Below are 22,683 nucleotides of genomic sequence, written 5' to 3'. Positions count from 1 at the left end.
GGGGATCGTCCGGCTGTTGGTGCAGGAGCCATTGGTGACATGGCCTGAGCAGGCAAAACGGTCAGAACCCCGCAGGGCGTAGGGGCCACCGCACAGGCCGCAGAACAGCAGACCCGACAGCAGGGATTTCGGCCGACGTGTGCCGTTGAGCCGGTTGCGCTTGTGACCCGTTCGCGGGTTCCGGTTCGTCCTTGGTCGCAGCCCAGCATCTCGGGCGTGACTGGCTGGGCATGGAACTGGACCCGGATCACGCGGCAACGGCGGCCCGGCGCCTGGCCTGGCACGCGGCGAAGAAAATAGCGACATAGAGAGTGAACGCCGCAGGGCCGACAATTCGGTTATGCGGTGCCCCCTTCATTGGCCTGTCTGTCCGCACAAATTTGCGCCGATCCGACTTCGCGGATCGGCGGCAGGAAGATAGAAAATAAGCGCCACTTGCCGGACGAGTGCCCGGTTCGCGAACTATTCTGGCAGACGCGGACGAATGCCAGAATATCGTGCGATCGCGTTACGAGATCGACATATCTCTAAATGCAGTCTGCACAAAATCTTCCCGTTGCGCATCCTGATGCTCCTGCTGCCAGAAGTAGGCGCAAGAGGAAGGGTAATGCGATGCCGATATCAGATTGGCAGTCGCCGGCCGCTTACGAACACGCACAAGACATTGCTGCCGCCGGCATGGCCTGGGAATATCTTCGACGTGACGACGAATACCGTCGCGCGTTCCAGCGAACGAAAACGCTTGCGGCTCCGAAGCCAGGGGGCAGCAAAGCCTTTTCCGAACGATGGGGTTTGCGATTTCCCAGTCGATCCGGCGCAGCCTGCCGACCGTACGCCTGTTTTCTGGATATCGGAACTCTCGCCTGACGTCATCGAATTGCGCGAGGCTCTTGCTGACGCAGATAATCCGGTCGCCATGCCCATCAACCTTGCGGAATTGCCGGACCTAGTCGTGCGGCAGGATGATGGTGAAGCGTGGCATGGCTTCTGGCGGTCTGGTGTGTCGTCACATCAATTTTGGCTCCCGACACGTCCGGTGGATGGGCCTGCCACGTATGTCGTGATCCTGCCACTTGATAAGCTGTTGGAGCTTCGCGCGGAGGCTGTGCTGCGTTTATGGCGCGCGCTGGTCGGCCGGTCTGAGGGCAGGTGGGCGCATGATTTCCCGCAACAAACACGGGATCGGCATATCTTGATGCTCCGGGCGTTTGATGGGCGGGCGGCTGGCGCGAGTTATCGCAAGCTTGCCGAAGCCCTGCTCGGGTTTTGCGGAAGAAAAGCCGATTGGGAAAGCGATCCTCGCAAGAATCAGGTCCGTCGCCTTGTTGCCGATGGGAGGTATTATGTTCGTGGCGGCTACCGTGACCTGTTGCGTTATCCGATCAGGCTGATTGACCGTTGAGTTTTGAACAGGAATTGGGTCATTCATGCTGTCATATTCGCCTCTTGAAAGATTCAGCGAAATTCTTGAAAAACAGGCATACAACTCTTGACTATACAATGCATGCGGAAAAGTCTTTGATAGACAGTTGCATAGTGTTTCATATGCCTGGTTAGGTCGTATTCAAATTAATAAATGCAAGCATGGTGAAATAATGAACCTCCCTCTCAAAAAGCTACGGATCGGAAAAGTTGACGGGAAACATGAATACCTTACTCCAGAGTCGGAGCGTGACCAAGGAACATTTGATACATTTCTTGTTCCGGATTCTGTAGAGCCGGATAGACTTCACAATGGAGACATATTTTTTGTTGAGGGCTTCAGAGGGACAGGGAAAACATCTTTACTTAGATGGCATGCACATTCGACGAGAAGTAAAGACGCAGTTACAGATTTCATTTTATTTAAAACTGATCTTACTGAAGACCAAAGAATGCATTTATCGAAAGAAGTAGGAGTATCGTGGACCGATATAGATGCACAAAGCATGGAAATATCGCAGGATTTCAAATCGGCATGGGGGTGGTTTATAGTACATAAAATAGGCGAAAATCTCAAAGCAAACCCAGACTTGGTAGGTATTGGCAGTGATGGCGTAAAGTCGAAAATCACCCGATTATTAGGGTTAAATGATGACAATATCTTCCAAAAGGCGATTGGATTTATGCCTCGCTTGGAGGGCGCTCATGTAAAAATTAAGGCAGATATCGAATTTTTTGAAGCTGAATTAGGCGCTGAGTTTAAAAAGCATAATAGCCAAGGGAAAGTCAGTCTCGAGGCGTTGGCTAAAAGAGTTTCTGCACTTATTTCTTCTTTGGAGATTGTACGCCCGCTTTATATATATTTTGATGAGTTAGAGGCATTTTATCATACTCCAGAGCAGCACAAGCGTGATCAGCGGTTAGTTCGCGATTTGTTATTTACTATCGCTTCGGTCAATGAGAAATTTAGAAGAGCTAAAATAAATATACATATTATTGGTGCTGTTAGATCGGAAGTAATCGACTCAATGGGATCTCTCGGCCAAGAGGTGGACCGACTTGTACACGATAAAGGGTTCCTTATATCTTGGCATCATACGAATAGATCAACAACGCATCCTCTTATAGATATCATTTCTAGAAAAATTAATTTTTCAGAAAAACTTGAAAATATAGATTCAGACCAAGATCCTATTGCTAACTACTTTCCGAGTTCTGTAGACGGCGTACCTCTGGAAGCATTTTTGCTTGATAAATCTTTTTATAAGCCGCGAGATATTGTCTGGAGGCTCTCGCTGGCGCAAAAAATATTCCCTAACAACGACTTTTTTTCGCAGAGTATTCTGCATGATACAGAAATAGAATATTCATCAAAACTATGGGATGAGGTAAGGTACGAATTAAGTGCTATATATTCGGACAACGAGATAGAGTGTATTGAAAAAATATTGAGCGGCGGTGCCGCATATTTTAATATTGGTGATATAAAAACTAGGTTTGATGAGTATGCGGCGAAATCGAAAATAGCATCAAAATTGATTGAGCGTCGGTCTGTTGAAGAAATACTTTCAGATCTATACAGAATAGGTGCTATTGGAAACGCCTTCCGAACAGCAACAACTGGAACCCATATGCGGTATAGGTGGATATATCGTGGAGAGCAAACATTGCTGAGCGATAAACAAATGGTAATCCATTTTGCATTGCACAAGCGCTTATCTATAATTGCTCCACGTCGACGTGGAACACGATCTGGCTCTCGGAAAAACTAGTGTAACCGGGTATCTGCTGTTTTATTTTCTTTATGAAGTGGCAGATATTCTGTTCATCGCACGTAGCGTTCCTTCCAATAAGCGTTCCTTATCGGGGTGCCGGAATCACTCCCACCTAATTCCGGCACTCTCCAGGCCGCCGATCCTCCGCCACGGTTCGCCATGGCCCGCTGTCGTGACCGACAGCTGCCGAACCCAACCGGAGGCCCGATCATGCTTGATCCCAAGACGGGGTTGCCGCCCCGTTTCCTGCGCACGCCCGATGCAGCGCGATTCCTCGGCATTTCCATCCGCACGCTGGAAAAGCATCGCACCTATGGCACCGGCCCGACCTATCGGAAGATTGGTGGCCGTATCGTCTACACCCTCAACGACCTTCAGGGCTGGACCGAGAACGGTGTCCGCAAGTCCACGACGGACGAGACACCCTGCCGTGTCTTTCCGGCCCGCCCACTAACCGCAGCCGAGAAGGCGACCCTCTGAATGGCCGGCGTCATGCGGCAGCGCGGCCAGCAGGGGCGGGAGAGTGAGCGGCTGCGTCTTGATCCCTTCGTGATCGCGGGCGGCGATGCCAGTCTGGATACCGGACCGCAGGATCATGCTGGCGCCGGAGATCGCCGCATCATGGTAGGTGTCCACGACCTTCCATTTTTCACGCTTCGCGTGGGCGCGGCAGATGCGGAACTGGTCGTCGATCGACGCGGCGCGCTGGTTGTCGGAGGAATAGCGGGCATAGAGCGCGACGCGGATCATGGCAGAACTCCGGGCAGTGTCTTTCGGGTTGGAGAAGGCGAAAAAGCTTACCTCGGGGTGGCCCTCCGGGCGGTAGCCAATTCGGATCGTCTGACGATCACGATTTCCGGGCGAGTTTCAATATTCGTCTGCCACGATGTCCATGACGCCTCAGGCGTTCGTGTTCCTCACGGGCCATCTGCCGACCGATCAGCCGGGCCAGACGTAGGACGCTCACGTCCGTTAGGTGTGGATCGACATCGCCGTCAGGTAGAATGATTTCGATCAGAGAAGGTCTGTATCGCGTAGTCATGGTGGTTCTCCAGGGAGGCCTGGAGCCATTGGGCGATGTCATACAGTCGTGGAAAAGGTGAAAATCGCTTGATGCGGCAATCGGCGGTGTTTGCGTAAGTAATGGGATGGATGAGTAAACATCAACGGGCAGGCGGGGGAGGGGTGTATGTCGTGGTGGGTTTTTAATGGATTCGCTTCTCCGGGCCGCCTGTCTGCTTATGCATTGAGCAGGCAGGCGGCAATCGCCTCCATCTCCGACATTCTGGATTTTTCAATGCTTTCCGTATAGCGGAAATATGAAGCGCGATTTCTCACGGCTAAATTGGGTCGGAAGCGGAGCGTCCGATGTGGATCAATCAGCCTAGAAAAGCGGTCATTTGCTCCCATTCCTTACGCGCTTAGGGCTTAGGGCTTCGCCTCGAAGAACAAAACGTTCACTGTTGCCAAGCCACAATCTACATTGAATAGTAACATACTACTAATGTTGTGACACAAGCATTGATTTTTGAGAAAGGGATCAAATTTGAAAGTCAATCTAATTAACAAGCAGGTTTGTGAATCATTTCTCAAGATCGCGGCTGGCATTGGAACTGCACTGTCCACCTTTCTGCTTTTTGTAGATATACCCAAGGACTGGAAGATTCGCTCATTCATAGTTTTTTCCGTAGTCTTGGTAAGCATTTATCTGGTGATCTGGTGGCGAGCGAATAATCTAAAACAAGTAACTATCAAGATAGACGGCACCACGGTCACAGTGAAGTCTGGGGATATCTTTAAGGAACTGGGACTGAAAGCTATCGCTTTCAACGAATATTTTGACACTGTTGTAGACAATAATCTGATCAGCGAACGGTCCCTCAATGGGATGTTCCTAAAGTCAAAGTTAAATGGAACTATAGAAAAACTGGACGCAGAAATTGAAAAATTTCCGTTCGAGGAAGGGGAGGTTCTACAGCGAGAGGTACCACGGGCTGTTGGGAAGTCGGTGAAATTTAAGCTTGGCACCATTTTTGTGAAAGATGATTTTCTCTTGACTGCAATGTCCAAATTTGATGACAGCAATCGTGCAAACCTCACCATGCCGGAATACTTGGAGTTCTTGATAAATTTCTGGGATCAGGTAAATAAAATTTATGCACAGCGTTCCGTCGTAACGCCGATATTCGGGTCCGGAATTACGCGTATCCTTGGACACAGAAACATAACTGATGAAGATCTCCTGAAGATAATGTTGTGGACATTCCGTATAAGTGAGATGCGTTTTAAGTATCCCGCAACTCTTACAATAGTAGTTCATGAAGATAAAATTGATCAAGTAAATCTTCTTGATCTAAAGGCTTTGCGAAATGGCGTATGATCCTGCTCGTCTGTCTGATAGACAAATATGAACTTTGACCACGAACTATGTAAATGGGACTACCATGGTAAATCGAACTGGAACCTACATTGCTTTTGACGGGCTTGGGCAGCAGGACCCAACAAAATCAGATTTTAGATATTACGTCACAATTCAGGGCTGGAATGCCTCAAAGCACACATAATTTAGATTTACTAATAGTCACGATAAGGCAAGCGCTGTTCGGGACACAAGTAAGCTTGTCACCTTGCAAGCTAGCATTAAGAAAAGGCTCCTGTCTTCAAAGAACATGTTGATTGTTCTATCAGATGATACGCGAAAAACCGGTAGTGTACTTTCTTGGGAAATAGAGAAAGCTGTTGATGATTGCAAACTTCCTTTAATCATTGCGTACGCGGGATGTTCGTCAATATTGACCCCTAAAGATTTATCGAACCGTTGGCCCACATCATTGGCGGTAAGGCTGAACAATTGAACAGCAAAAGCAATACACGTGCCTTTCAAGCAAGATGCCATTTTCAACGCAATTCAGCGCTTTACCGTTAATGGGGAGATATTGAACGGATCATTTGATTACTATGATGAAGCGACACATAGGCAATGGGGTTACATTTGATCACCAAGAGATAAAGCCAGCATTATTCAGCGTCCGCGATGTGCCGTCACTAATCCCAGCCTCATAAGATACTAAAGGGCCCCACATGGCAGCGTTAGAGTTTACTGAAATCCCATCGGCACAGAGTGGCCCCGACAGGGATCGCTTCGAGCTTTTTGCGCGCGAGTTTCTCATTGCTGAAGGCTTCAGGATCGTTGAGCAGCCCGACAGAGGCGCCGATGGTGGCCGAGACATCATTGTCGAAGAGGATCGGTTAGGACCAGGTGGCGCGAACGTGGTGCGCTGGCTGGTGAGTTGCAAGCACAAGGCGCACTCAGGCACTTCCGTTACCCCCGCCGACGAGCCGAATGTCCGCGACCGCCTCGGTACTCATCGCTGCCATGGCTTTGTCGCGTTCTATTCGACACTTCCGAGCAGCGGCCTTGGCCAGACGCTGAGCGCCCTTTGGCCGACGCTCGAATATCTGCAGCTTGACAGCGACGTGATCGAGCGGAAACTGCTGGAAAGCCCGCTAGGACGAGTGCTCGCCGCGCGCTACATGCCACGTTCTTTCAACCGATGGATTCAGGCTTCGCACGCGGCGGCGCTCCCCTTACCCGTGCCATTTCTTCCAGCACCATGGACGCCATTGCGGCGCGCACCCGTCCTTTCCGACCAACCGGGGCGAAGCGCGTTTCCTCAGTCTGGATCTGGCTGTTCTGAGGATACATGTACGTATTGTCGAAATAGGCAAAACTGGCCCCAGCCGCCCGGCACGCTTGCAAGGCGTTCTTCAGCATGACCGGAAACTGCTCTTCCCAGAGCGTGCTGTCAGGGGGAAGGCCGGCTGTGAAATAGACAATCCGGCTGCCTTTCACCGCCTGTGCCGTCTGCCCTGCATCAAGCAGGTTCGCCGCCATGAGCGTGTCATCGTCATTGACCTTGCGGGGATTGCGGCTCACGAGCCGCAGGTCGCCTGTATGATGTTGATGCAATGTCCGCGCCAGTTCCGTAGCGATCTGGCCATTTGCTCCCAGAATTGTCTGCATGTGGGGCTGCCTCCGTGGTGCCGAACAGGTCTGCCCTTACAACGCTAACGTTGAAGCCATGTTGAATGTCAAACGACAGATTGACCTTCAACCGGCCTTGAACGTTACAGAATGGCCGTCCGAGCACCCTGCCGCATGAAAGGGACAAGCCATGAGCCGCCGTATCCTGCACGTCGTCACCAATATCTCGCATTTTGACAATCCCGCGCATCCGACCGGATTATGGCTGTCGGAACTCACGCATGCTTGGGACGTGTTTGCCGCCAGAGGTTATGAGCAGCGCATTGTCAGCCCCAGGGGTGGCAAGGTTCCACTTGACCCGCGTGCGTTGAAATGGCCGATGCGCGATGCCTCCTCCAGAGTCTGGATGGCCGATCCGGCGAAGATGGCCCTGATGTCCGCAACGGCCTGTCCCGCAGACATCAATCCGCAGGATTACGATGCGATCTACTTTACCGGCGGTCATGGCGTGATGTGGGACTTTCCGGCCAGTGAAGACCTTCAGGCCATCACACGCGCAGTGTGGGAAAAGGGCGGCATTGTTTCCGCTGTCTGTCATGGATATTGCGGACTTCTGAACACCCGGCTTGCAGACGGTTCTTTTCTGGTGTCCGGGCGAAAGATCACCGGATTTTCGTGGGTCGAGGAAAGGCTGGCGGGCGTCTCCCGGGAAATACCCTACAACGCGGAAGCTGAAGTGAAGGCACGGGGGGCGCTTTACGAAAAAGCCCTTCTGCCGTTCATGTCCCATGTCGTGGCGGATGGAAAGCTGGTGACGGGCCAGAACCCCTTTTCCGCCAGAGCGACCGCAGGAAAAGTCGCGTCGCTTCTGGGAAGGCTTTAAGGCGAAACAGCTTTTTTGCTGCGCCCTCTGCTCACGGACAGACGACGATCCGTCCTGTCCAGAAGGCGCACATCGTTAGGCGTGACGTCCAGATTGTCGGAAGGTCCCGCAAGCACATTCGTCAGGACACGATGGGCATTGGCTGCACAGTCCATGTCGTCGGGGCGTGCCTGAATGTCCTCCACCAGACGAAGGAGATGTGCCTTGCTCTGGGTCAGACGTGCCTGCAGCGCCTCGATATCCGCAATCTTGCGTGTCAGTGCGTCCATGAGCGCATCATGGTCCCAGTGTTGTAGATCAGAGGGTAGCAGGGTGCGGATTTCATCCAGCGTAAATCCGGCCCGTTGCGCCGTTGTGATGAGGCCCAGAAGCAGCACGGCCTGTGGCGGATAGGTGCGGTATCCGTTGGAACGACGATCAACCGTTTTCAGCAGTCCGATGCGCTCATAGAATCGGATTTTTGACGTCGTAAGACCGGTTTTCTGGGCCAGTTCTCCAATCTTCATCATCAGTCTTCTGTTACAAATTCATCTTGACGTTGAACTTATGTTCAACGTTAGCGTCTGAGCATTATCAGTTTTGAATGCTCAGGAGAAGCATCATGTCATCTGTCACGACATCCGACGGTGTAGAGATTTTTTATAAAGACTGGGGACCGAAGGATACACAGCCTATCGTTTTCCATCATGGCTGGCCACTCAGCGCCGATGACTGGGACACGCAGATGCTGTTCTTCCTGAGCAAGGGCTTTCGCGTCATTGCGCATGACCGCCGTGGTCACGGACGATCTGCGCAGGTGAGCGACGGTCATGACATGGACCATTACGCGGCCGACGCATCGGCTATAGTCGAACATCTAGACCTGAAAAACGCCATTCATGTCGGGCATTCGACAGGAGGAGGGCAGGTTGCCCGCTATGTCGCGAAATATGGTCAGCCGCAGGGACGTGTTGCCAAAGTCGTGCTCGTCAGTTCCGTGCCGCCTTTGATGGTCCAGACGGATCGCAGCCCGGAAGGCGCACCGATCGAAGTGCTGGACGGACTGCGTGCCGGACTGGCAGCCAACCGCGCGCAATTCTTTCTGGATGTAGCGAGCGGCCCATTCTACGGTTTCAACCGACCTGAAGTTGACGTTTCAGAAGGGGTGATCCGCAACTGGTGGCGTCAGGGCATGATGGGCAGTGCAAAAGCCCATTATGAAGGGATCAGGGCCTTCTCCGAAACGGACCAGACAGAAGATTTGAAGGCAATTATGGTGCCAACCCTCGTCCTGCAGGGGGATGATGATCAGGTGGTTCCTTACAAAAATGCAGCAATTCTTCAGGACAGGCTACTTCAGAACAGCACGCTGAAAATCTATCCTGGTTATCCGCACGGCATGCACACAACCCATGCTGATATCATCAATGCTGATATTCTGGCATTTATTACTGGCTGAAGAGCGAAGTATACCGATGTGGCGTTTTAATGTGGGCAGGGGGCTGTTTCGTCTCTTCGCCTGCCCACGTGAAATTAATCTCGCAATATCGCCGGGCTGAAATCAGCCAGTAAGGTCAGCTTTACGATAATATCTCGGATAGACACAATGTCTGATATGAGGCGTAAGCGGACATGGCTTTGAATGAATAAACTCTCCGTTTGACGACGGTAGAGGGCTTATTAACTTCGGCACGGGGGGCAGGCATGAGTAGAAAAAATCTTGTCAAAACAATCTATTAATTGCTCTTTATTCTCAAATTGTGATTTCTGCAATTTGAGAGCCAATCCTGCCCCCGCAACCAAGCATAAGCGTCTGAAAAGACAGAAGAAAAGCCACCCAGAAGGGTGGCTTTTTTGTGCCCAATTCCCCGCCCAGGAAACACATAGGAAACAAATGAAAAAGTAATCAGGCGGGTTTTTGTCGGAATTCACGTTTGCGTGATTGAGCGGGGTTGCGACCTTCTGGCCCGTCTGGGGGGGCCTGTGGCTACACCATGCGACAGAGAAGAATGTCTTGAACGGATACCTTGCCTAATCGGACTGCTCAGGAATGGGCACCCGCCATTGTGAGTCTAGATCGCTAAGTTAGATTTAGTTATTGGATTTTTCATCCGTATATCTGCAATTAATTTGAGTGCGATATTTAACTCGGTGATTGACGGTGCTCCCAAGCATAGTCGAACTCCACAATTTAGTTTGCGTCGGTTGGCATCGGTTGATTGGGGAGAGGTCAACAGGACACCAAGGGATTCGGCTGTTTTCTTAAGATCGCGTGCCTCGGAATCTGACATCGGAAGCCATACATGATAGCCTGTATGGTCAGATTTAAGCATAAGGCTACCGAGCAACGTCTGAGCCAGAGAGACGCGTCTGTCTGCTTCTTCTTGAATCGCTTGAGTTACAATTTCAGTCGTGCCGTCGATAAACCACTGTTCCATAATCGCGCAGCAGAGAGGCGATACTATGATGGCAGTGGCCTGCAGCGTCTTTTCTATCCGCGTATACATATGCTCGGGCACAACAAGGCCGCCAATGCGGAGCGTGGGATTCAGAGTTTTGGACAGGCTGTTCGCATAAAATGTCAGCTCGGGCGCAAGCATGGCGAGCGGTGGCAATTCAGGATTAGCGGTAAGCGTATAGACATCGTCCTCGATAATCATGACATTATGACGACGGCAGATTGACACAATGGCTTCGCGCCGTTCGCGGCTCATTGTGGCTGTTGTTGGATTTTGCATGGTCGGCGTCACGTAAAGAGCAATTGGACCGGGACGTCGCGCGATGAGTGCTTTCTCAAGTGCTAGGGGGCAAAGACCTTCGTCGTCCATCTGGAGACCAACTAGATGAATCCCCTGATGTCGAGTTAGCGAGATGACGCCAGGATAAGTCTGCGCTTCAGTAAATAACGTTCCTCCAGAACCACATGTGACGGACAATGCAAGAGAAATGGCGTGGTGAGCACCGTTAGTCAGTACCAGCTTGTCTGGGTCAGTTTCCATACCCAGGCGGGTGAACCATCGGGCAACCAGTCGACGGTGTTCGTCATGGCCAGCTAGAGGCGGATAGTCATTAAAAAAGTCTGAATCAACATGTTTCGAAAGTGAAGTTAGCGTTCGTGCCAATAAACGCTCAGTCAGAACTGATGGTGGGACATTTCGAGACAAATCAATAAGCGGTCTACGGCGCGTTTGTGCGAGAGCGACAAAAGTGCCTCTTCCCTTTACGCTCCGAACCAGTCCTCGTCGCTCCAGGACATTATATGCCTTCGTAACTGTGCCCACACTGATGCCCAGTCTGTCAGCCAGATCACGGTGTGCTGGCAGTCGGTCTCCTGTGTCGATCTGTCCTTCAAGAATATCCTCGGCGAGTGCAGCAACCAGGCGGGATGAGGGGGAGGCCGTGCCGTCAGCGAGACGTGGTATCCATGGAGAAACTATGCGCACCGATATTCTTCCTAAAAGTGTATTGTGACACTATATTTATTTAAAAAAAGTGTATCATATTTTAAGTTGGATGTCTGTTGATGCCAAGGATCATCTCATGCCATTCGATTTTGTTCAGGTTGACGCATTCTCCGACCGGCCGCTCTACGGCAACCCTGCGGCTGTCGTGTTCGACGCAGACGATATTCCCACGGAGACGATGCAGAAAATCGCGCGTGAGATGAATCTTTCGGAAACCGTGTTCATTCTCAAGCCGTCGACGCCAGAGGCTGACTATCGCGCCCGCATCTTCACCCCGATGAACGAACTGCCTTTCGCGGGGCACCCAACGATCGCGGCTGCGCATTCTGTGCTTGCACGCTATCCGGATAAGGCCAATGCTTCCCTTCTGAAACAGGAATGTGGCGTTGGCGTTGTGCCGGTTGACGTCCTCCGGTCTCCTGCGGGTCTCCGGTTGCGCATGACCCAGGGTGCTCCGACCTACCGCGACGCGGCTCTTTCGCGTGAAACCGTGGCAAAAATGCTGGGCTGCGCCGAAGCGGATCTGGCGGACACGCCATTTGCGGTTGTGTCGACCGGTGTGCCGTGGCTGGTTGTTGAGCTCTCGCGTTTCACTACCATTTCTGCTCTCGATCCTGATCAGGGATTGATTGAACGGGAATGCAAGGCAGTGCGTGCGGCGGGCGTGACAGTGTTTGTTGAACGTAACGACGGTGGTCCCGTTCGTATCCGGGTGCGAACCTTCGCACCCGGTGAGGGCGTCGCCGAAGATCCAGTCTGCGGTTCTGGCAATGGTTCAGTGGCTGCGTTCATAGCCCGCCACAAACATGCCAATCAAAAGAGCAGTCACTACGTGGCCGAGCAGGGCATCGAAATCGGTCGTGATGGAGAAGTGTACGCATCATGGGACCGCGAAGGGGAAACCCTGCGCATTCGTATCGGTGGCTCAGCCACGGTCGCAGCAAGTGGGCAATTGCACCTGTAGGGCAGGGGCTTCTCCGACTGGACAGTGAGGACGTTCTGTTCAGAACACCGGCCTTCTCGGTTCATGCGAGACAAGTGGAGAAAATATGAGCCTGAATTCGGTGAAAGTATTTCTCAGACAACATGCCGCTGATATTGAAATCGTGGAGTTTGACGTCTGTACAGCGACGGTGGCTTCAGCCGCTGATACTCTGGAAGTGCCTCAGGGACAGATTGCTAAAAGCCTGTCGTTGCGGCTGGGCGACGAGGTCATCATCCTCGTCGTACGGGGTGATGCCCGTCTGGATAACAGAAAATACAAACAGCATTTTGGTGTCAAAGCCCGGATGCTGGACGCGTCCGACGTTGAATCTGAAACGGGGCATCCGATCGGAGGCGTCTGTCCGTTCGGTCTGATACGCCCCTTGCGGGTCTTCTGCGACGTTTCGCTACGGGACTTTCCTGTCGTGTTCCCGGCGGGTGGTGCGCCGAACAGCGCGGTCAGCATTGAGCCGGACCGGATGGCTGCGTTGACAGGGGCGCAATGGGTCGATGTCGTTCAGTGACACCGAAGAGGACGCAATGAAGCACGATCTGCCGGAAGACGAGGACGCGCTGTGGCACTGGATCGACGGGCTGGACAACACCAGTCGCATGGCCCTGCTGGCCCATTGCCTGTCCTTCGGCATCAACGCCTTGCATGAATCGTCTTATGGTCCGTCTCTGGCACGCAGCGTCCGGGAGCGGCTGGTCCGCACCAACCGGCTTGCCACTGCGCTCAGGCTCGACCTGGTTGAGGCGGGCTGGCAGCCCACGGTCGAGAACTATCTCGGTCGGGTGACCAAGGCCCGCATCCTGCAGGCGGTGCGGGAAGCACGCGGCGATGAAGCGGCCGCGCGTATTGCGCATCTGAAAAAGCCCGAGATGGCGCGCGAGGCCGAGCGGCTGCTGGAAGGATCTGGCTGGCTGCCCGAGGCGTTGCGCACAGTGGGTGGCGCAGGGCAGACGCCTGTTGAAGCAGTGACGGCAGGCGAGGGCGTAGAGGCCATCGCCGCTGAGTAAACTTCATGGGATCAGGAACTTTGAGACGGCGGCTTCCGGTGCCCGGAAGCCGCTTTTTTCATGTCCGGCGCCCCGGAAAGAGGAAGAGGGCGGCTTCGCCTTTGGTGCCGAATAACCGGCATCAGAGGAGAGTTTTCCATGACCACAACCACCATCCTGCCCCCTGCCTCCCGTGGCGCCGCGTCCGGCGGCTTCCGCATCGATCCGTCGCGCGGCGAACGCAGCGCCCGCGTCTCGTCCGAATGGTTCTCGCGCCCCGACGACGAGCGTTACCTGTCGTTGTCTGACCTGCATGCCGCGACGCTGGACGCCCTCGCTGGAGAAGCAGCAGGGCAGGCACGTCTCCGGTGTCGCGCGTGACGATGGCGGGATCGACTGGAGCTTCTCCCGGAACAGGGGGGTGGGTTTGTGAACCAGCACTCCTGTCAGTCCGGCTGGGGTTCCCACGGGTTGAGCAGGGGAACGCCGCATGGCAGGAAATCCGCGACGTTTCGGGTCACGACCGTCTTGCCATGAACCAGCGCGGTCGCGGCGATGAGCGCATCGCGTTCCGAACGGGGATCGGGGACATGGAGCCGGGCGCAGCGCAGGGCCACGGACGTATCGACGGGAAAAATACGCCCTTCGAACGCTGGACGGACATGCTGTTCCAGCCAGGTTCGCAGGATCGTGCCGGTGGCTCCGTCGCGACGCTCCACGCGCAGGATGCCGGTTTCCAGTTCCATGACGGTGATGGCGGAGAGATACAGATCGTCCGCCTCCATGCTGTCGGCCCAGAGCGCCACATTCGGGTCGGCTTTTCCGGCGCGGATTTTTCTCAGTTCTGAAACGACGTTCGTGTCCAGCAGGAACATCAGGAAAAATCGGCCGGGCGGAGCGTGATATTGGCGCGAGGCGGATCGAATGCGATGTCCGCCGCGTCCGGCATCGCCAGGGCGTCCGCGATCTTGCGCGGATGGTGCGTCAGACGGCGGTATTCCTCAATGCTGAGCAGGACATGGGTCGTGCGCCCCCTGTCGGTGATGAACACCGGCCTCTTGGCCGCCGCCTTCTTGGCCCGGCTGGTGTCCTGGTTGAACTCGCGGCTTGAAAGCGTGGTGATGCTCATGTCCGGTCTTCCGACTGAAATGTAGGAACATTACTACATATTGGGAAGCATTGCCAGAAAATCCATGTCCGATCCGGGTTCGGATCATCGTTGGCCGAAGATTCCATCCCGCCAGAACCGCCCGGTATCGTTCGACTCCCGCGATCTTCGTCCAGCATGACGAAGGTCCGGTCCGCACCGGGCAAGTATTTTTTTCCCTGCCGTTCGCCGGGATGCGACGACGCGGGAAAAGTTCTTGCAGACCGGAAAAGCATGGCGTTGTGAGGAGGCTCTCGGCATGAAGGCTGGCCTCCTTCGCCTGTCTTCATCTTGAATCACATCAGACGCCCCTTTGGGAATCCTATGATTTAAGCCATTCGTAGCGTACTCTAAAAAACGCTGCATTTCAGAAAAATGCAGCGTACAAAAATATTTTTATAATGATGCAGTATGTCCCTGCCCGATATGTCGTTTTATTCGGGCGGGGATGACGTCTTTTGCAGGGTGCGGTCGAAAAAGTGGTCCATCCATAAATATCCCTGTAACCAGTCCTGCGTGCGCAGGAATGCATGGCGTTCGCCGGGGAAAATATGATCTTCGTACGGAACGCCCTGGGCGGTCAGCATCCGCGCCAGCAGCGTCGACTGTTCGAATTCCACATTACGGTCATCATCGCCATGTACCAGCAGGACCGGCGCGCGCCAGCGCTGGATGTCCGCAATGGGAGAGGAGCGCCATTCCATGTCATGTGCATCACGGTTCTGCTGTGGTGACAGGCCGGGATGGTCGGGTTCGGTCATGTCATGGACACCATGGAAATCCACCCCGGCGGCAAAGATGTCGCTGTTACGCGCCAACGCCAGCCCCGTCAGGTATCCGCCCCAGCTTCCACCCCAGATTCCGATCCGATGGGCATCGACATCATCACGTTTCTGCAGATAGGCCGCCGCAGCCTGCACATCGCGATATTCGCTGGCCCCCGCACGCCCGATGCCCGGTGCGTTACGGAATGCTTCGCCATAACCCGAACCACTGCGGTAATTTACCGACAGCACAACATAGCCCTGTGACGCCAGCGTCTGATTCATCAGATAGGCATTGGAATAATATCCCATCGCATTGAATGCCGGCAGCATCTGGCGCTCTGGCCCACCATGAACGAACAGCAGGGCGGGATGACGCCGGGCCGTATCGTCGGGGGGGATAAATAACTGCCCGTGCAGGTCGATACCATCGGCGCTGTGGAAACGTACGCTTTGCGGCGTGACGAATGATACACCCGACGGCAGCATTGGTGTGACGGGCGTGACGGCCTGCCCATTTCGCAGGACAACGGGGTGCGCTGTCTGCGTCACGCCGGTTGCCATGACGGCGATGTCGTTACCCGCCGTGACAAGTGTGGAAATCTCGTCACTTCCCGGTGTCAGCGCGATCGCGGCACCCGTGCCCGCAACCGGCCGCGACCATGCACGCCATTGGTCAAGGTCGCCGGTATTGGAGGTGTAGAGAAGGTTTTTCCCATCCTGTGACACCTGATACGCCGAAACTTCCGCGCCATCGGGTGTCAGGCATTCCGGTGTATCCTGTCCACCCGGTCCGGCCATGGTCATCGGCAGGGCGCAGATGCGCATCCACCCGCTGCCTTCCCATGGAAACAGCAGCCTGCCATCCGCGCTCCAGTAAGGAACGGAGCCTTCCGGTGCGGCAAAGCGCGATCCCTTCCCCGCAGGTGCAGTCCAGACGGTATGTTCGTGGCCGGATGCCAGGTCATAGACATGCACGGACCAGAACCGTCCCTTGGCCGGGTCTGTCCCCAGGATCGGGTCCTGCGTGCGCATGAACGCCACCGATTTCCCATCGGGGGAGAAAACCGGCTGGCGGTCGTTCGACAGGGCTGGTGGGATGAAGGTCAGGACAGTTGACTTCGCCCCGACATCCCACAGTGCGATTACCCCATGGGAACCGCGATCTATTTCCACCGCCACATGCCGCCCGTCCGGCGCCCAGCGCAATGCGGTGATGGACCCCGGTGTGGTAAAGGCGGCGGTGGGTACTCCCCCTGTATGTCCGACCATCAGTGTCCCGCCACGGCTGAACGCCAGGAACGCCCCGTCAGGCGAAAACGCGGGCGAATGTCCTTCCCCCATGACACGGTCCCGTCCCGAAGGCCCGATCAGGTGGACCGTTTCCTTCCCTGCGAAGGTGGCCTGCCCCGCGTTGGGGGGGGCGTCATTGGGATATTCGGGATCGCCGCCTTCGACATATGCAAGGTTGCGCCCGTCAGGGGGCAGGGTCAGTCCCCACAGGTCGGTGCCGTCATCGGTCGTGTAATGGGTGACACGACGCGGGGCCTGCCCATGATCCGATATCATGATGTTGCGCACGCCTGCGCGGCGTTCCACCCACGCAATGCGCGGGGCCTGCGCCGCACCGGCAAGCCCGTTGGCATACGGCATCGCCAGCAGGGCCGACAGACGCTTTGCCAGGGCATTGTCGCCTTGTGACGTATCATCCGGCGGCGCCGCACCTGGTGGGATGCTCCCCGGTGGGGTAGCCAGCGCAGAGGATGCCAGCAGCACGCCCCCCAGCAGGCCAAGGCCCGTACGACGCAGCAATAAGGAGATGTGAGGCATCACGGAATGGCTCCGGCAAGGGTGGTGAAGATCTGTTCCTCCACCCGTGTGAAGGAAGAATAGGCACCTGGTGTTACGGCATCCTCATCGGGGTATCCTGCGGCGGCGAACACGAACGCATCCCCGTTGGCCGTTTCATACCAGAAGCCCGAATGCAGCCCGTAGGCATCGCCAAGATGCCCGCGCAGGTCCCCATGATATCCACGATAGGGCACGCCCGGGCGTCCATTGGGGTCCGGTTGCCCCGTCAGTTGGATCATGCCCAGCCCATAACTGGCGATGGGATAGGGGCAGGCCCCGTTATGGCCGTCATACTGCCATGTTGGCGTTTCCATCTGCCGGACGTCATGCGCCGACAGCAGGCGTCTGCCATCAAGGGTCCCGCCACCTTGCATGAAGCGCGCCAGACGGGCCAGCCCGGCCACCGATATCCGCAACCCGCCCTGTGGCGAAAATGCGGTGCCATTGGACCCGATGACATAGGCCGAAAGCTGCGCTGGCGACCATCCCTGTGGCGGTTGCGTATCCACCTGCGCCACATAACCACCCGGCAGGTCGCGATATAACGTCGCCAACCGTTCGGGATGACGCAGTTCGGCGATGTTATAGCCACCATCAATACCCAGTGGCCCCAGGACATGTGTCTGCTGGTAATGGTCGAAACGTTCGCCGCTGACACGTTCGATGATGGTGCCGATCAGGCCGTAACACAGGTTGCAATATTCGAACCACGTCCCCGGCCGATGACCCCCATCATGCGCGAAATGGTAATCTGGCCGCCCCGGCTGATGGGCCGGGCCGAACAGGTCCGCCACCTTCTGTTCCGGCGGCAGGGTATAGCGGTCCGCATCCACGATGGTGGAGGTGTGGTTGAGCAGCATCCGCACCGTGATCGGCACATCCGCGAAATCAGGGTTACGCAGCCCAAAGCCCAGATACTCCGAAGCATCCGCATCCAGCGAAACCCGCCCCTGTTCCACCAGTTCCATCAGCCCGATGGTCGTCACCACCTTGGATACCGAGGCAATGCGGAACAGGGTATCCGCACCGGCCGGAATGCTGCCTGTATCGCCAAGGCGGGCGAAACCGCCATGGTAGCTGTAGGCAACCTGTCCCTTGTGCAGCCGCATGGCCACGAGGGCCGCAAGCGGGCGTGCCTCGCCCTGCGTCATGATGGCATCCATGGCCGTGTCGATGCGCCCCGACGCGGCAGGGGCTGCGCTGGCGGCCGGAGCCAGTGCGAGCGCGCATATCATGGCAAGGAGGCAGCCGCCCCTCATGGCGTGTGCGCCGGTTGCAAGATGGTGCGTCCGACCGCAGCCGCCCTGACCCGATGGGCGGAGAAGGGCAGGGGCTGCATGCGCCCCCTGAGCCAGTCCGGCATGAAATCCGCATAATGGGCCGAACGTGGATCGCCGCTCTGTCCTGGGAAATTGAGGAAGACCGAATGATCCCATTCCCCCACGTCGCATACCATCAGATAACTTGCGCCCCCCGTTGCGACATAGGGATCATGCCCGTTCGATAACGGGTTGTACCATCGTGCCATGACGGTATAGGGATCGCCCCCCGTGCCGGTCCGCGCCCCACCCAGCTGCGGGAACCGCGCGGCGATGGCAGGGACATGCGCCAGCGCGTGATCCAGCGTGATCGTATGCAGCGCCCCCCACCGCCATGCGGCCATGACGGGGCCAAGGCGGTCGCGCAGTTCCGATTTCGCACCACGCAACGCAGTCACCAGCATGTCATCACGCGTCTGGGCCGGGTTCGTCCCGAACCGGGCATCGGGCGCATGCAGCAACGTCTTTTGCACCGTCGCGTTGATGGGACCGGGCAGGAGGTCATGCAGGCGTGCCGGGATCAACAGGGTATGCAGCGTGCGTTCCAGCCGTGTCCACCAGACTTCGTAAAGTGCCGCCGCCGCACTGTCGGCATGCACATGGCCATCCCATCCGCGCAACAGCGCCGCCACGTCCATGAGATCGGGCGGCACGGCGCCCAGCAGCCCGACCATATCCAGGGCAAGACGGGAAAATGTATCATGCTGCAACGCCGCACAATCCGCGATGGTGGCGCGCGGCGTCTCCTCCAGCACATGTGCCACGCGGTCATGGCGGAAGCGGTCGCGCCATTCGAAGCTGACACGGCGTTCCTGCGCGGGATAGCCGGGCGGCAGGTTCATTTCGTTGGATGTGGCAAACCAGCCGGATGCGGGATTGAATGTCGAAGGCAGCATCTCCAGCGGCTGCAGCCCCTTCCAGTCATAATGTCCGTCTCCCGGCACCGGCAGCAACCCGTCATGCCCGTCCACGCGCGATGGCAGACCCCCTGCGGCCTGCCACCCGATATTGCCCGCCGTGTCGGCATAGGTGAAGTTGGTGGGGCTGGTATGGACACGCAGGGCTTCGCGGAAGCTGTCCCAGTCATGGGCAAGGTTCAGGCCGATATTGACCAACAGCCCGTTGGCGCCCGGATACAGCCATGTCGCGCTGACCGCCGTGGCCCGGCGGCGCGCGGGGTCTGCGGATACGACCGGGCCCTGCGCCGCGTAACGCAGCACCACGTCGCGCCCTGCCTCGCCCCGCACCGCAATGTGTGTGGGGACGGTTTCCATCTGTTTCCATGCGCCATCATGGAAATAACGATCGGGATGGGCCGGGTGGGTGCGCAGGATGAACAGGTCTTCCTGATCTATATGGAAGTTGGTCCGGCCAAAGGCGATCTGCGCGTTATGGCCCTGCATCACGCCGGGCATTCCCGCCGTGCCGCCACCAATGACGTCAAGTCCCGGCGCGCTGAGGTGGATGACATATCGTGGTCCCGGCACGCCAAAGCTTAAATGCGGGTCATTGGCAAGGATGGGACGTTGCGTTGCCGTGCGCGATGGGGCAATGACCCAGGCGTTGCTGCCGGAATTGGTGCGGCGGTGTTCCGTATCGCCTGCGTCGCGCACGCGTCCCAGTGGCGGGGATGCCTGAAGCACGTCAAACAGCCCGAGGTCGCCTTGCGAGACCGCATGGACATCAAGGCCGCCTGGCACACGTGGTTCATGCGCAGGTTCCAGTGGCGTGCACAGCGCGTCGTAGGACAGCCCCCCGCGTGCGGCAAGGCGGGCGCGGCGGATTTCCGCACGCGTATTGCCCGTGACCTCGGCCCGTATGCGGATCAGGTCCAGAACGTCCCATGACATCGGCATGTAGCCAAAAATCGTGAATTCGGGCGGCAGCAGGTCGGGATTGGCCCGCACCTGCGCCAGGCGCGCATTGATCCCCGCCACATATGCCCGTGCGCAGTCCTGCACCTGTGGTGAAAACCGCGCAAGTTCGGTGGCCGCATCGCCCCGGAACAGGAACAGGCGGTTGGCGGTGTCGGTATCCACGAAATCCGGGCCAAAGACCTCAGCAAGCTGACCTAGTGCCTGGCGATGGCCGAAATCCAGTTCCCACAGGCGGTCGCGCGCCACAAGGAACCCATTTGCGAAAAACGCATCGGGGATGCTGCCTGCGCGGACATGGGGTACGCCCCAATGATCCTCCAGTACCTCCACCGGGGCCGACAGCCCGTCCAGGGCCGCGACCACCATACGCTGGCGTGCGGCCCGCGCCATGGGGGAAAATGTGGCAAACCCCGCCGCTGCCCCACCCAGAAGGATCTGCCGGCGGCTGCATCCGATGTTGCGCATGCTGGTGTCCTTATGTTGCGTTGGTAAGGGGGGCTGCATCGCCACGTACATTGCCACGTACAAGGTCGCAGACCCGCAGCGCCGATCCCACGGAAAGCGTAAAGCCAAGCGCCCCCTGTCCCACGTTAAGCAGCAGGTTGGGCGCGCGTGTGCGCGCGATGATCGGCACCCCGCTTGGCGTCGCCGGGCGCAGGCCCGCCCACGGGCGCGCGGTGTCATATGGCCCCGCCCGTGGCAGGGTTTTCGCCGCCAGGTCACGCAGGCGCGCGATACGGCGGGGATTTATGCTGTTGTCACGCGCCCCGATATCGACCATCGCCGCAATGCGCAGCGCATCGCCCAGACGGGCATAGACCACACGGTTGTCATAATCGGTGACGCTGACATCGGGCATCGTCCCGGCGGGCGAAGCCACCGTCAGGCTATATCCCTTAAGCCCGTAAAGCGGCAGGTCAAAGCCCATGGCGCGCGCCATCTGTCGCGATCCCATGCCCGCCGCCAGCACCACAAGGTCAGTCTCATGCGCCCTGCCATCGACCAGCACGTCGCATCGCCCGTTCGTGCCCTGACGCAGGCTGGCCTGTCCATGCCGCAACGTAAAGGACGGCATGGCGGCCATCGCGTCGCGCAACGACAGGCAGAAACGGTAACAGTCCGCCACTTCGTCAGCGGGGGAGAATATCCCCCCTGCAAGACTGGGTGCCAGCGCGGCAAAGGCTGGTTCCACGCGCGCGCATTCAGCAGGGGAAAGGACCTGTTCGCGTTCGGGATTGCTGATCCCGGCGGCGGCCTTGCTAAATTTGGCGGCGTTGCGATAGACCACGAGCTTGCCTGGCTGCCGCCACAGGAAATCCTTCAGCCCCTCGCCGCGCCAGCGGGTAAGTTCATCCTGACTGCGGAGTGCGAGCTGGAGCAGGATTTGGCTGTTACGGGCATTGGTGGTGCTGTTGCACGCCCGCAGGAACGCCAGCATCCAGCGCCACTGGTGCGGGTCGGCACGCAGGCGCAGCGAAATCGGTGATCCCGCCTGCAACAGCCACGACACGGATTCACGCGGCACCCCCGCATCCGCCAGCGGATGGACATAGCGATAGCTCAGTTGCCCGCCATTGGCGAAGCTGGCCTCCTGCCCCACATCGTCGCGCCGTTCAAGAAGCGTGACCGCATGCCCATCGCGCAGCAGCGCATAGGCCGTCGCCAGTCCCGTGACGCCGCCGCCAATGACCGTGATATTGCGTTGTGCCGGCATCGCGCCTGTCCCTTGCTACTCACTACCTGTTGCAAGATGGTAATGTTTTTATGAGGTTATTTCAGGTGGAAACCTAAAAACAGATACCCGCGCAGGCCAGTTTTAAAATGCAGTCCCCCTATAACTCATGGTTAAGGGATGGGGTGTGGCGGCAGATTTGAAAAAGGGGGCGTCCCTGTTGTGCGGTATGGCGCGAAAGCCGTTCGGGGGTGTCCTGCTTGTGCCGTTTCTTTGGGCGCGCGTCTTGCGACGCCTGTTTGAAAAAATGGCTTTGTCAGAAAATTTATGGTCCGGGTGTGGGGGCTGGGGCCGCCGCTTGGCTGGCATCCCAAAGAGAGTGTTTGAAAACAAATCATTGATAAAGAACAGGAAAAGTTTTTGGGTGCCGCCTTTTTTTTAAAGGCGGCGTCTTCTGAAGCTTTTTGGAAAAAGCTTCACCAAAAACTTTTGTAATTTCAGTATGTTATTGAGACTGACTTTTCAAACAGTCTTCTGGAAACGCGGACCATGATATTTTTCA

Annotated in this window: 17 protein-coding genes and 8 pseudogenes; 14 read left to right on the top strand and 11 right to left on the bottom strand. The window is 56.5% G+C overall.

Annotation, left to right across the window (positions count from 1 at the left end; genetic code table 11):
* Positions 1-24: 24 nt before the first annotated feature.
* Positions 25-75: pseudogene (locus IFJ82_RS15835) on the bottom strand (hypothetical protein); the annotation flags it as partial.
* 89 nt (positions 76-164) lie between these two features.
* Here IFJ82_RS15835 and IFJ82_RS15785 point away from each other — a divergent pair.
* The 5 genes and pseudogenes from IFJ82_RS15785 to IFJ82_RS13930 form a co-directional block, all read left to right on the top strand.
* A pseudogene (locus IFJ82_RS15785) lies at positions 165-308 on the top strand (DNA methyltransferase); the annotation flags it as partial.
* 223 nt (positions 309-531) lie between these two features.
* Positions 532-867 carry a transcriptional regulator domain-containing protein gene (locus tag IFJ82_RS16040; RefSeq protein WP_408901691.1) on the top strand — a complete coding sequence of 112 codons (336 nt, stop codon included), beginning with the start codon at positions 532-534 and terminating at the stop codon, positions 865-867.
* Between the two features lie 49 nt (positions 868-916).
* Entirely contained in the window at positions 917-1,402 is a 486-nt protein-coding gene (locus tag IFJ82_RS13940) for a DUF2285 domain-containing protein (protein ID WP_192266578.1), read from the top strand.
* A gap of 127 nt (positions 1,403-1,529) precedes the next feature.
* On the top strand, positions 1,530-3,194 hold the full coding sequence (locus IFJ82_RS13935; RefSeq protein ID WP_192264972.1) for a P-loop ATPase, Sll1717 family: 1,665 nt from the start codon (positions 1,530-1,532) through the stop codon (positions 3,192-3,194).
* 213 nt (positions 3,195-3,407) lie between these two features.
* On the top strand, positions 3,408-3,677 hold the full coding sequence (locus IFJ82_RS13930; protein WP_192264970.1) for a helix-turn-helix transcriptional regulator: 270 nt from the start codon (positions 3,408-3,410) through the stop codon (positions 3,675-3,677).
* A gap of 90 nt (positions 3,678-3,767) precedes the next feature.
* On the opposite strand, the pseudogene IFJ82_RS13925 reads toward IFJ82_RS13930, so the two are convergent.
* Positions 3,768-3,947: pseudogene (locus IFJ82_RS13925) on the bottom strand (recombinase family protein); the annotation flags it as partial.
* A 796-nt stretch (positions 3,948-4,743) separates the two neighbouring features.
* Here IFJ82_RS13925 and IFJ82_RS13920 point away from each other — a divergent pair.
* The 3 genes and pseudogenes from IFJ82_RS13920 to IFJ82_RS16030 form a co-directional block, all read left to right on the top strand.
* On the top strand, positions 4,744-5,577 hold the full coding sequence (locus IFJ82_RS13920) for a macro domain-containing protein (RefSeq protein WP_192264968.1): 834 nt from the start codon (positions 4,744-4,746) through the stop codon (positions 5,575-5,577).
* Positions 5,578-5,821: 244 nt separating this feature from the next.
* Positions 5,822-6,052 (top strand): annotated as a pseudogene (locus IFJ82_RS16035) (hypothetical protein); the annotation flags it as partial.
* Between the two features lie 226 nt (positions 6,053-6,278).
* Positions 6,279-6,446, top strand: a pseudogene (locus tag IFJ82_RS16030) (restriction endonuclease); the annotation flags it as partial.
* Between the two features lie 343 nt (positions 6,447-6,789).
* On the opposite strand, the pseudogene IFJ82_RS13915 reads toward IFJ82_RS16030, so the two are convergent.
* Positions 6,790-7,221: pseudogene (locus IFJ82_RS13915) on the bottom strand (NAD(P)H-binding protein); the annotation flags it as partial.
* A gap of 151 nt (positions 7,222-7,372) precedes the next feature.
* On the opposite strand from IFJ82_RS13915, the gene IFJ82_RS13910 reads away from it, so the two are divergent.
* Positions 7,373-8,065 carry a type 1 glutamine amidotransferase domain-containing protein gene (locus IFJ82_RS13910; RefSeq protein WP_075595884.1) on the top strand — a complete coding sequence of 231 codons (693 nt, stop codon included), beginning with the start codon at positions 7,373-7,375 and terminating at the stop codon, positions 8,063-8,065.
* Here the strand turns inward: IFJ82_RS13910 and IFJ82_RS13905 are convergent.
* A complete protein-coding gene (locus tag IFJ82_RS13905) occupies positions 8,062-8,574 on the bottom strand; it encodes a MerR family transcriptional regulator (protein WP_225578683.1) in 513 nt (170 codons plus the stop codon). The two genes, IFJ82_RS13910 and IFJ82_RS13905, sit on opposite strands and share 4 nt — an antisense overlap.
* Before the next feature lie 92 nt (positions 8,575-8,666).
* Between IFJ82_RS13905 and IFJ82_RS13900 the strand changes: the two genes are divergently transcribed.
* Positions 8,667-9,503, top strand: a complete 837-nt coding sequence (locus IFJ82_RS13900; protein WP_192264966.1) for an alpha/beta fold hydrolase — start codon at positions 8,667-8,669, stop codon at positions 9,501-9,503.
* A 613-nt stretch (positions 9,504-10,116) separates the two neighbouring features.
* On the opposite strand, the gene IFJ82_RS13895 is transcribed toward IFJ82_RS13900, so the two are convergent.
* The gene (locus IFJ82_RS13895; protein ID WP_075595886.1) at positions 10,117-11,487 is read right to left on the bottom strand and encodes an aminotransferase-like domain-containing protein; all 1,371 of its coding nucleotides are present in this window, start codon (positions 11,485-11,487) and stop codon (positions 10,117-10,119) included.
* A gap of 70 nt (positions 11,488-11,557) precedes the next feature.
* On the opposite strand from IFJ82_RS13895, the gene IFJ82_RS13890 reads away from it, so the two are divergent.
* The 4 genes and pseudogenes from IFJ82_RS13890 to IFJ82_RS13875 form a co-directional block, all read left to right on the top strand.
* Positions 11,558-12,472, top strand: a complete 915-nt coding sequence (locus IFJ82_RS13890) for a PhzF family phenazine biosynthesis protein (protein ID WP_225578682.1) — start codon at positions 11,558-11,560, stop codon at positions 12,470-12,472.
* Between the two features lie 85 nt (positions 12,473-12,557).
* Complete coding sequence (locus tag IFJ82_RS13885; protein ID WP_075595887.1) at positions 12,558-13,016, top strand: YbaK/EbsC family protein; 459 nt, start codon at positions 12,558-12,560, stop codon at positions 13,014-13,016.
* A 10-nt stretch (positions 13,017-13,026) separates the two neighbouring features.
* Positions 13,027-13,512, top strand: a pseudogene (locus tag IFJ82_RS13880) (chromosome partitioning protein ParB); the annotation flags it as partial.
* A 138-nt stretch (positions 13,513-13,650) separates the two neighbouring features.
* A pseudogene (locus IFJ82_RS13875) lies at positions 13,651-13,818 on the top strand (DUF932 domain-containing protein); the annotation flags it as partial.
* 119 nt (positions 13,819-13,937) lie between these two features.
* Here the strand turns inward: IFJ82_RS13875 and IFJ82_RS13870 are convergent.
* The 6 genes from IFJ82_RS13870 to IFJ82_RS13845 all read right to left on the bottom strand — a co-directional run bounded on the left by IFJ82_RS13870 (position 13,938) and on the right by IFJ82_RS13845 (position 22,163).
* Complete coding sequence (locus IFJ82_RS13870; RefSeq protein WP_075595889.1) at positions 13,938-14,366, bottom strand: type II toxin-antitoxin system VapC family toxin; 429 nt, start codon at positions 14,364-14,366, stop codon at positions 13,938-13,940.
* Positions 14,366-14,620: a type II toxin-antitoxin system prevent-host-death family antitoxin gene (locus IFJ82_RS13865; RefSeq protein WP_192264964.1), complete on the bottom strand. Its 255-nt coding sequence runs from the start codon at positions 14,618-14,620 to the stop codon at positions 14,366-14,368. The genes IFJ82_RS13870 and IFJ82_RS13865 overlap by 1 nt, the downstream gene beginning before the upstream one ends.
* Before the next feature lie 452 nt (positions 14,621-15,072).
* Positions 15,073-17,232 carry a S9 family peptidase gene (locus IFJ82_RS13860; RefSeq protein WP_225578681.1) on the bottom strand — a complete coding sequence of 720 codons (2,160 nt, stop codon included), beginning with the start codon at positions 17,230-17,232 and terminating at the stop codon, positions 15,073-15,075.
* Positions 17,232-18,512: a serine hydrolase domain-containing protein gene (locus tag IFJ82_RS13855; RefSeq protein ID WP_225578680.1), complete on the bottom strand. Its 1,281-nt coding sequence runs from the start codon at positions 18,510-18,512 to the stop codon at positions 17,232-17,234. Before IFJ82_RS13855 ends, IFJ82_RS13860 begins: the two co-directional genes overlap by 1 nt.
* Positions 18,509-20,914 (bottom strand): penicillin acylase family protein, encoded by a 2,406-nt coding sequence (locus IFJ82_RS13850; RefSeq protein ID WP_192264963.1) that lies wholly within the window; start codon positions 20,912-20,914, stop codon positions 18,509-18,511. Before IFJ82_RS13850 ends, IFJ82_RS13855 begins: the two co-directional genes overlap by 4 nt.
* A 10-nt stretch (positions 20,915-20,924) precedes the next feature.
* Complete coding sequence (locus tag IFJ82_RS13845) at positions 20,925-22,163, bottom strand: FAD-dependent oxidoreductase (RefSeq protein ID WP_192264961.1); 1,239 nt, start codon at positions 22,161-22,163, stop codon at positions 20,925-20,927.
* Positions 22,164-22,683: the final 520 nt, after the last annotated feature.

Origin of the sequence: Novacetimonas hansenii (assembly GCF_014843995.1) — a bacterium.
GTDB lineage: Bacteria > Pseudomonadota > Alphaproteobacteria > Acetobacterales > Acetobacteraceae > Novacetimonas > Novacetimonas hansenii.
This window is presented reverse-complemented; position numbering and strand designations above follow the sequence as displayed.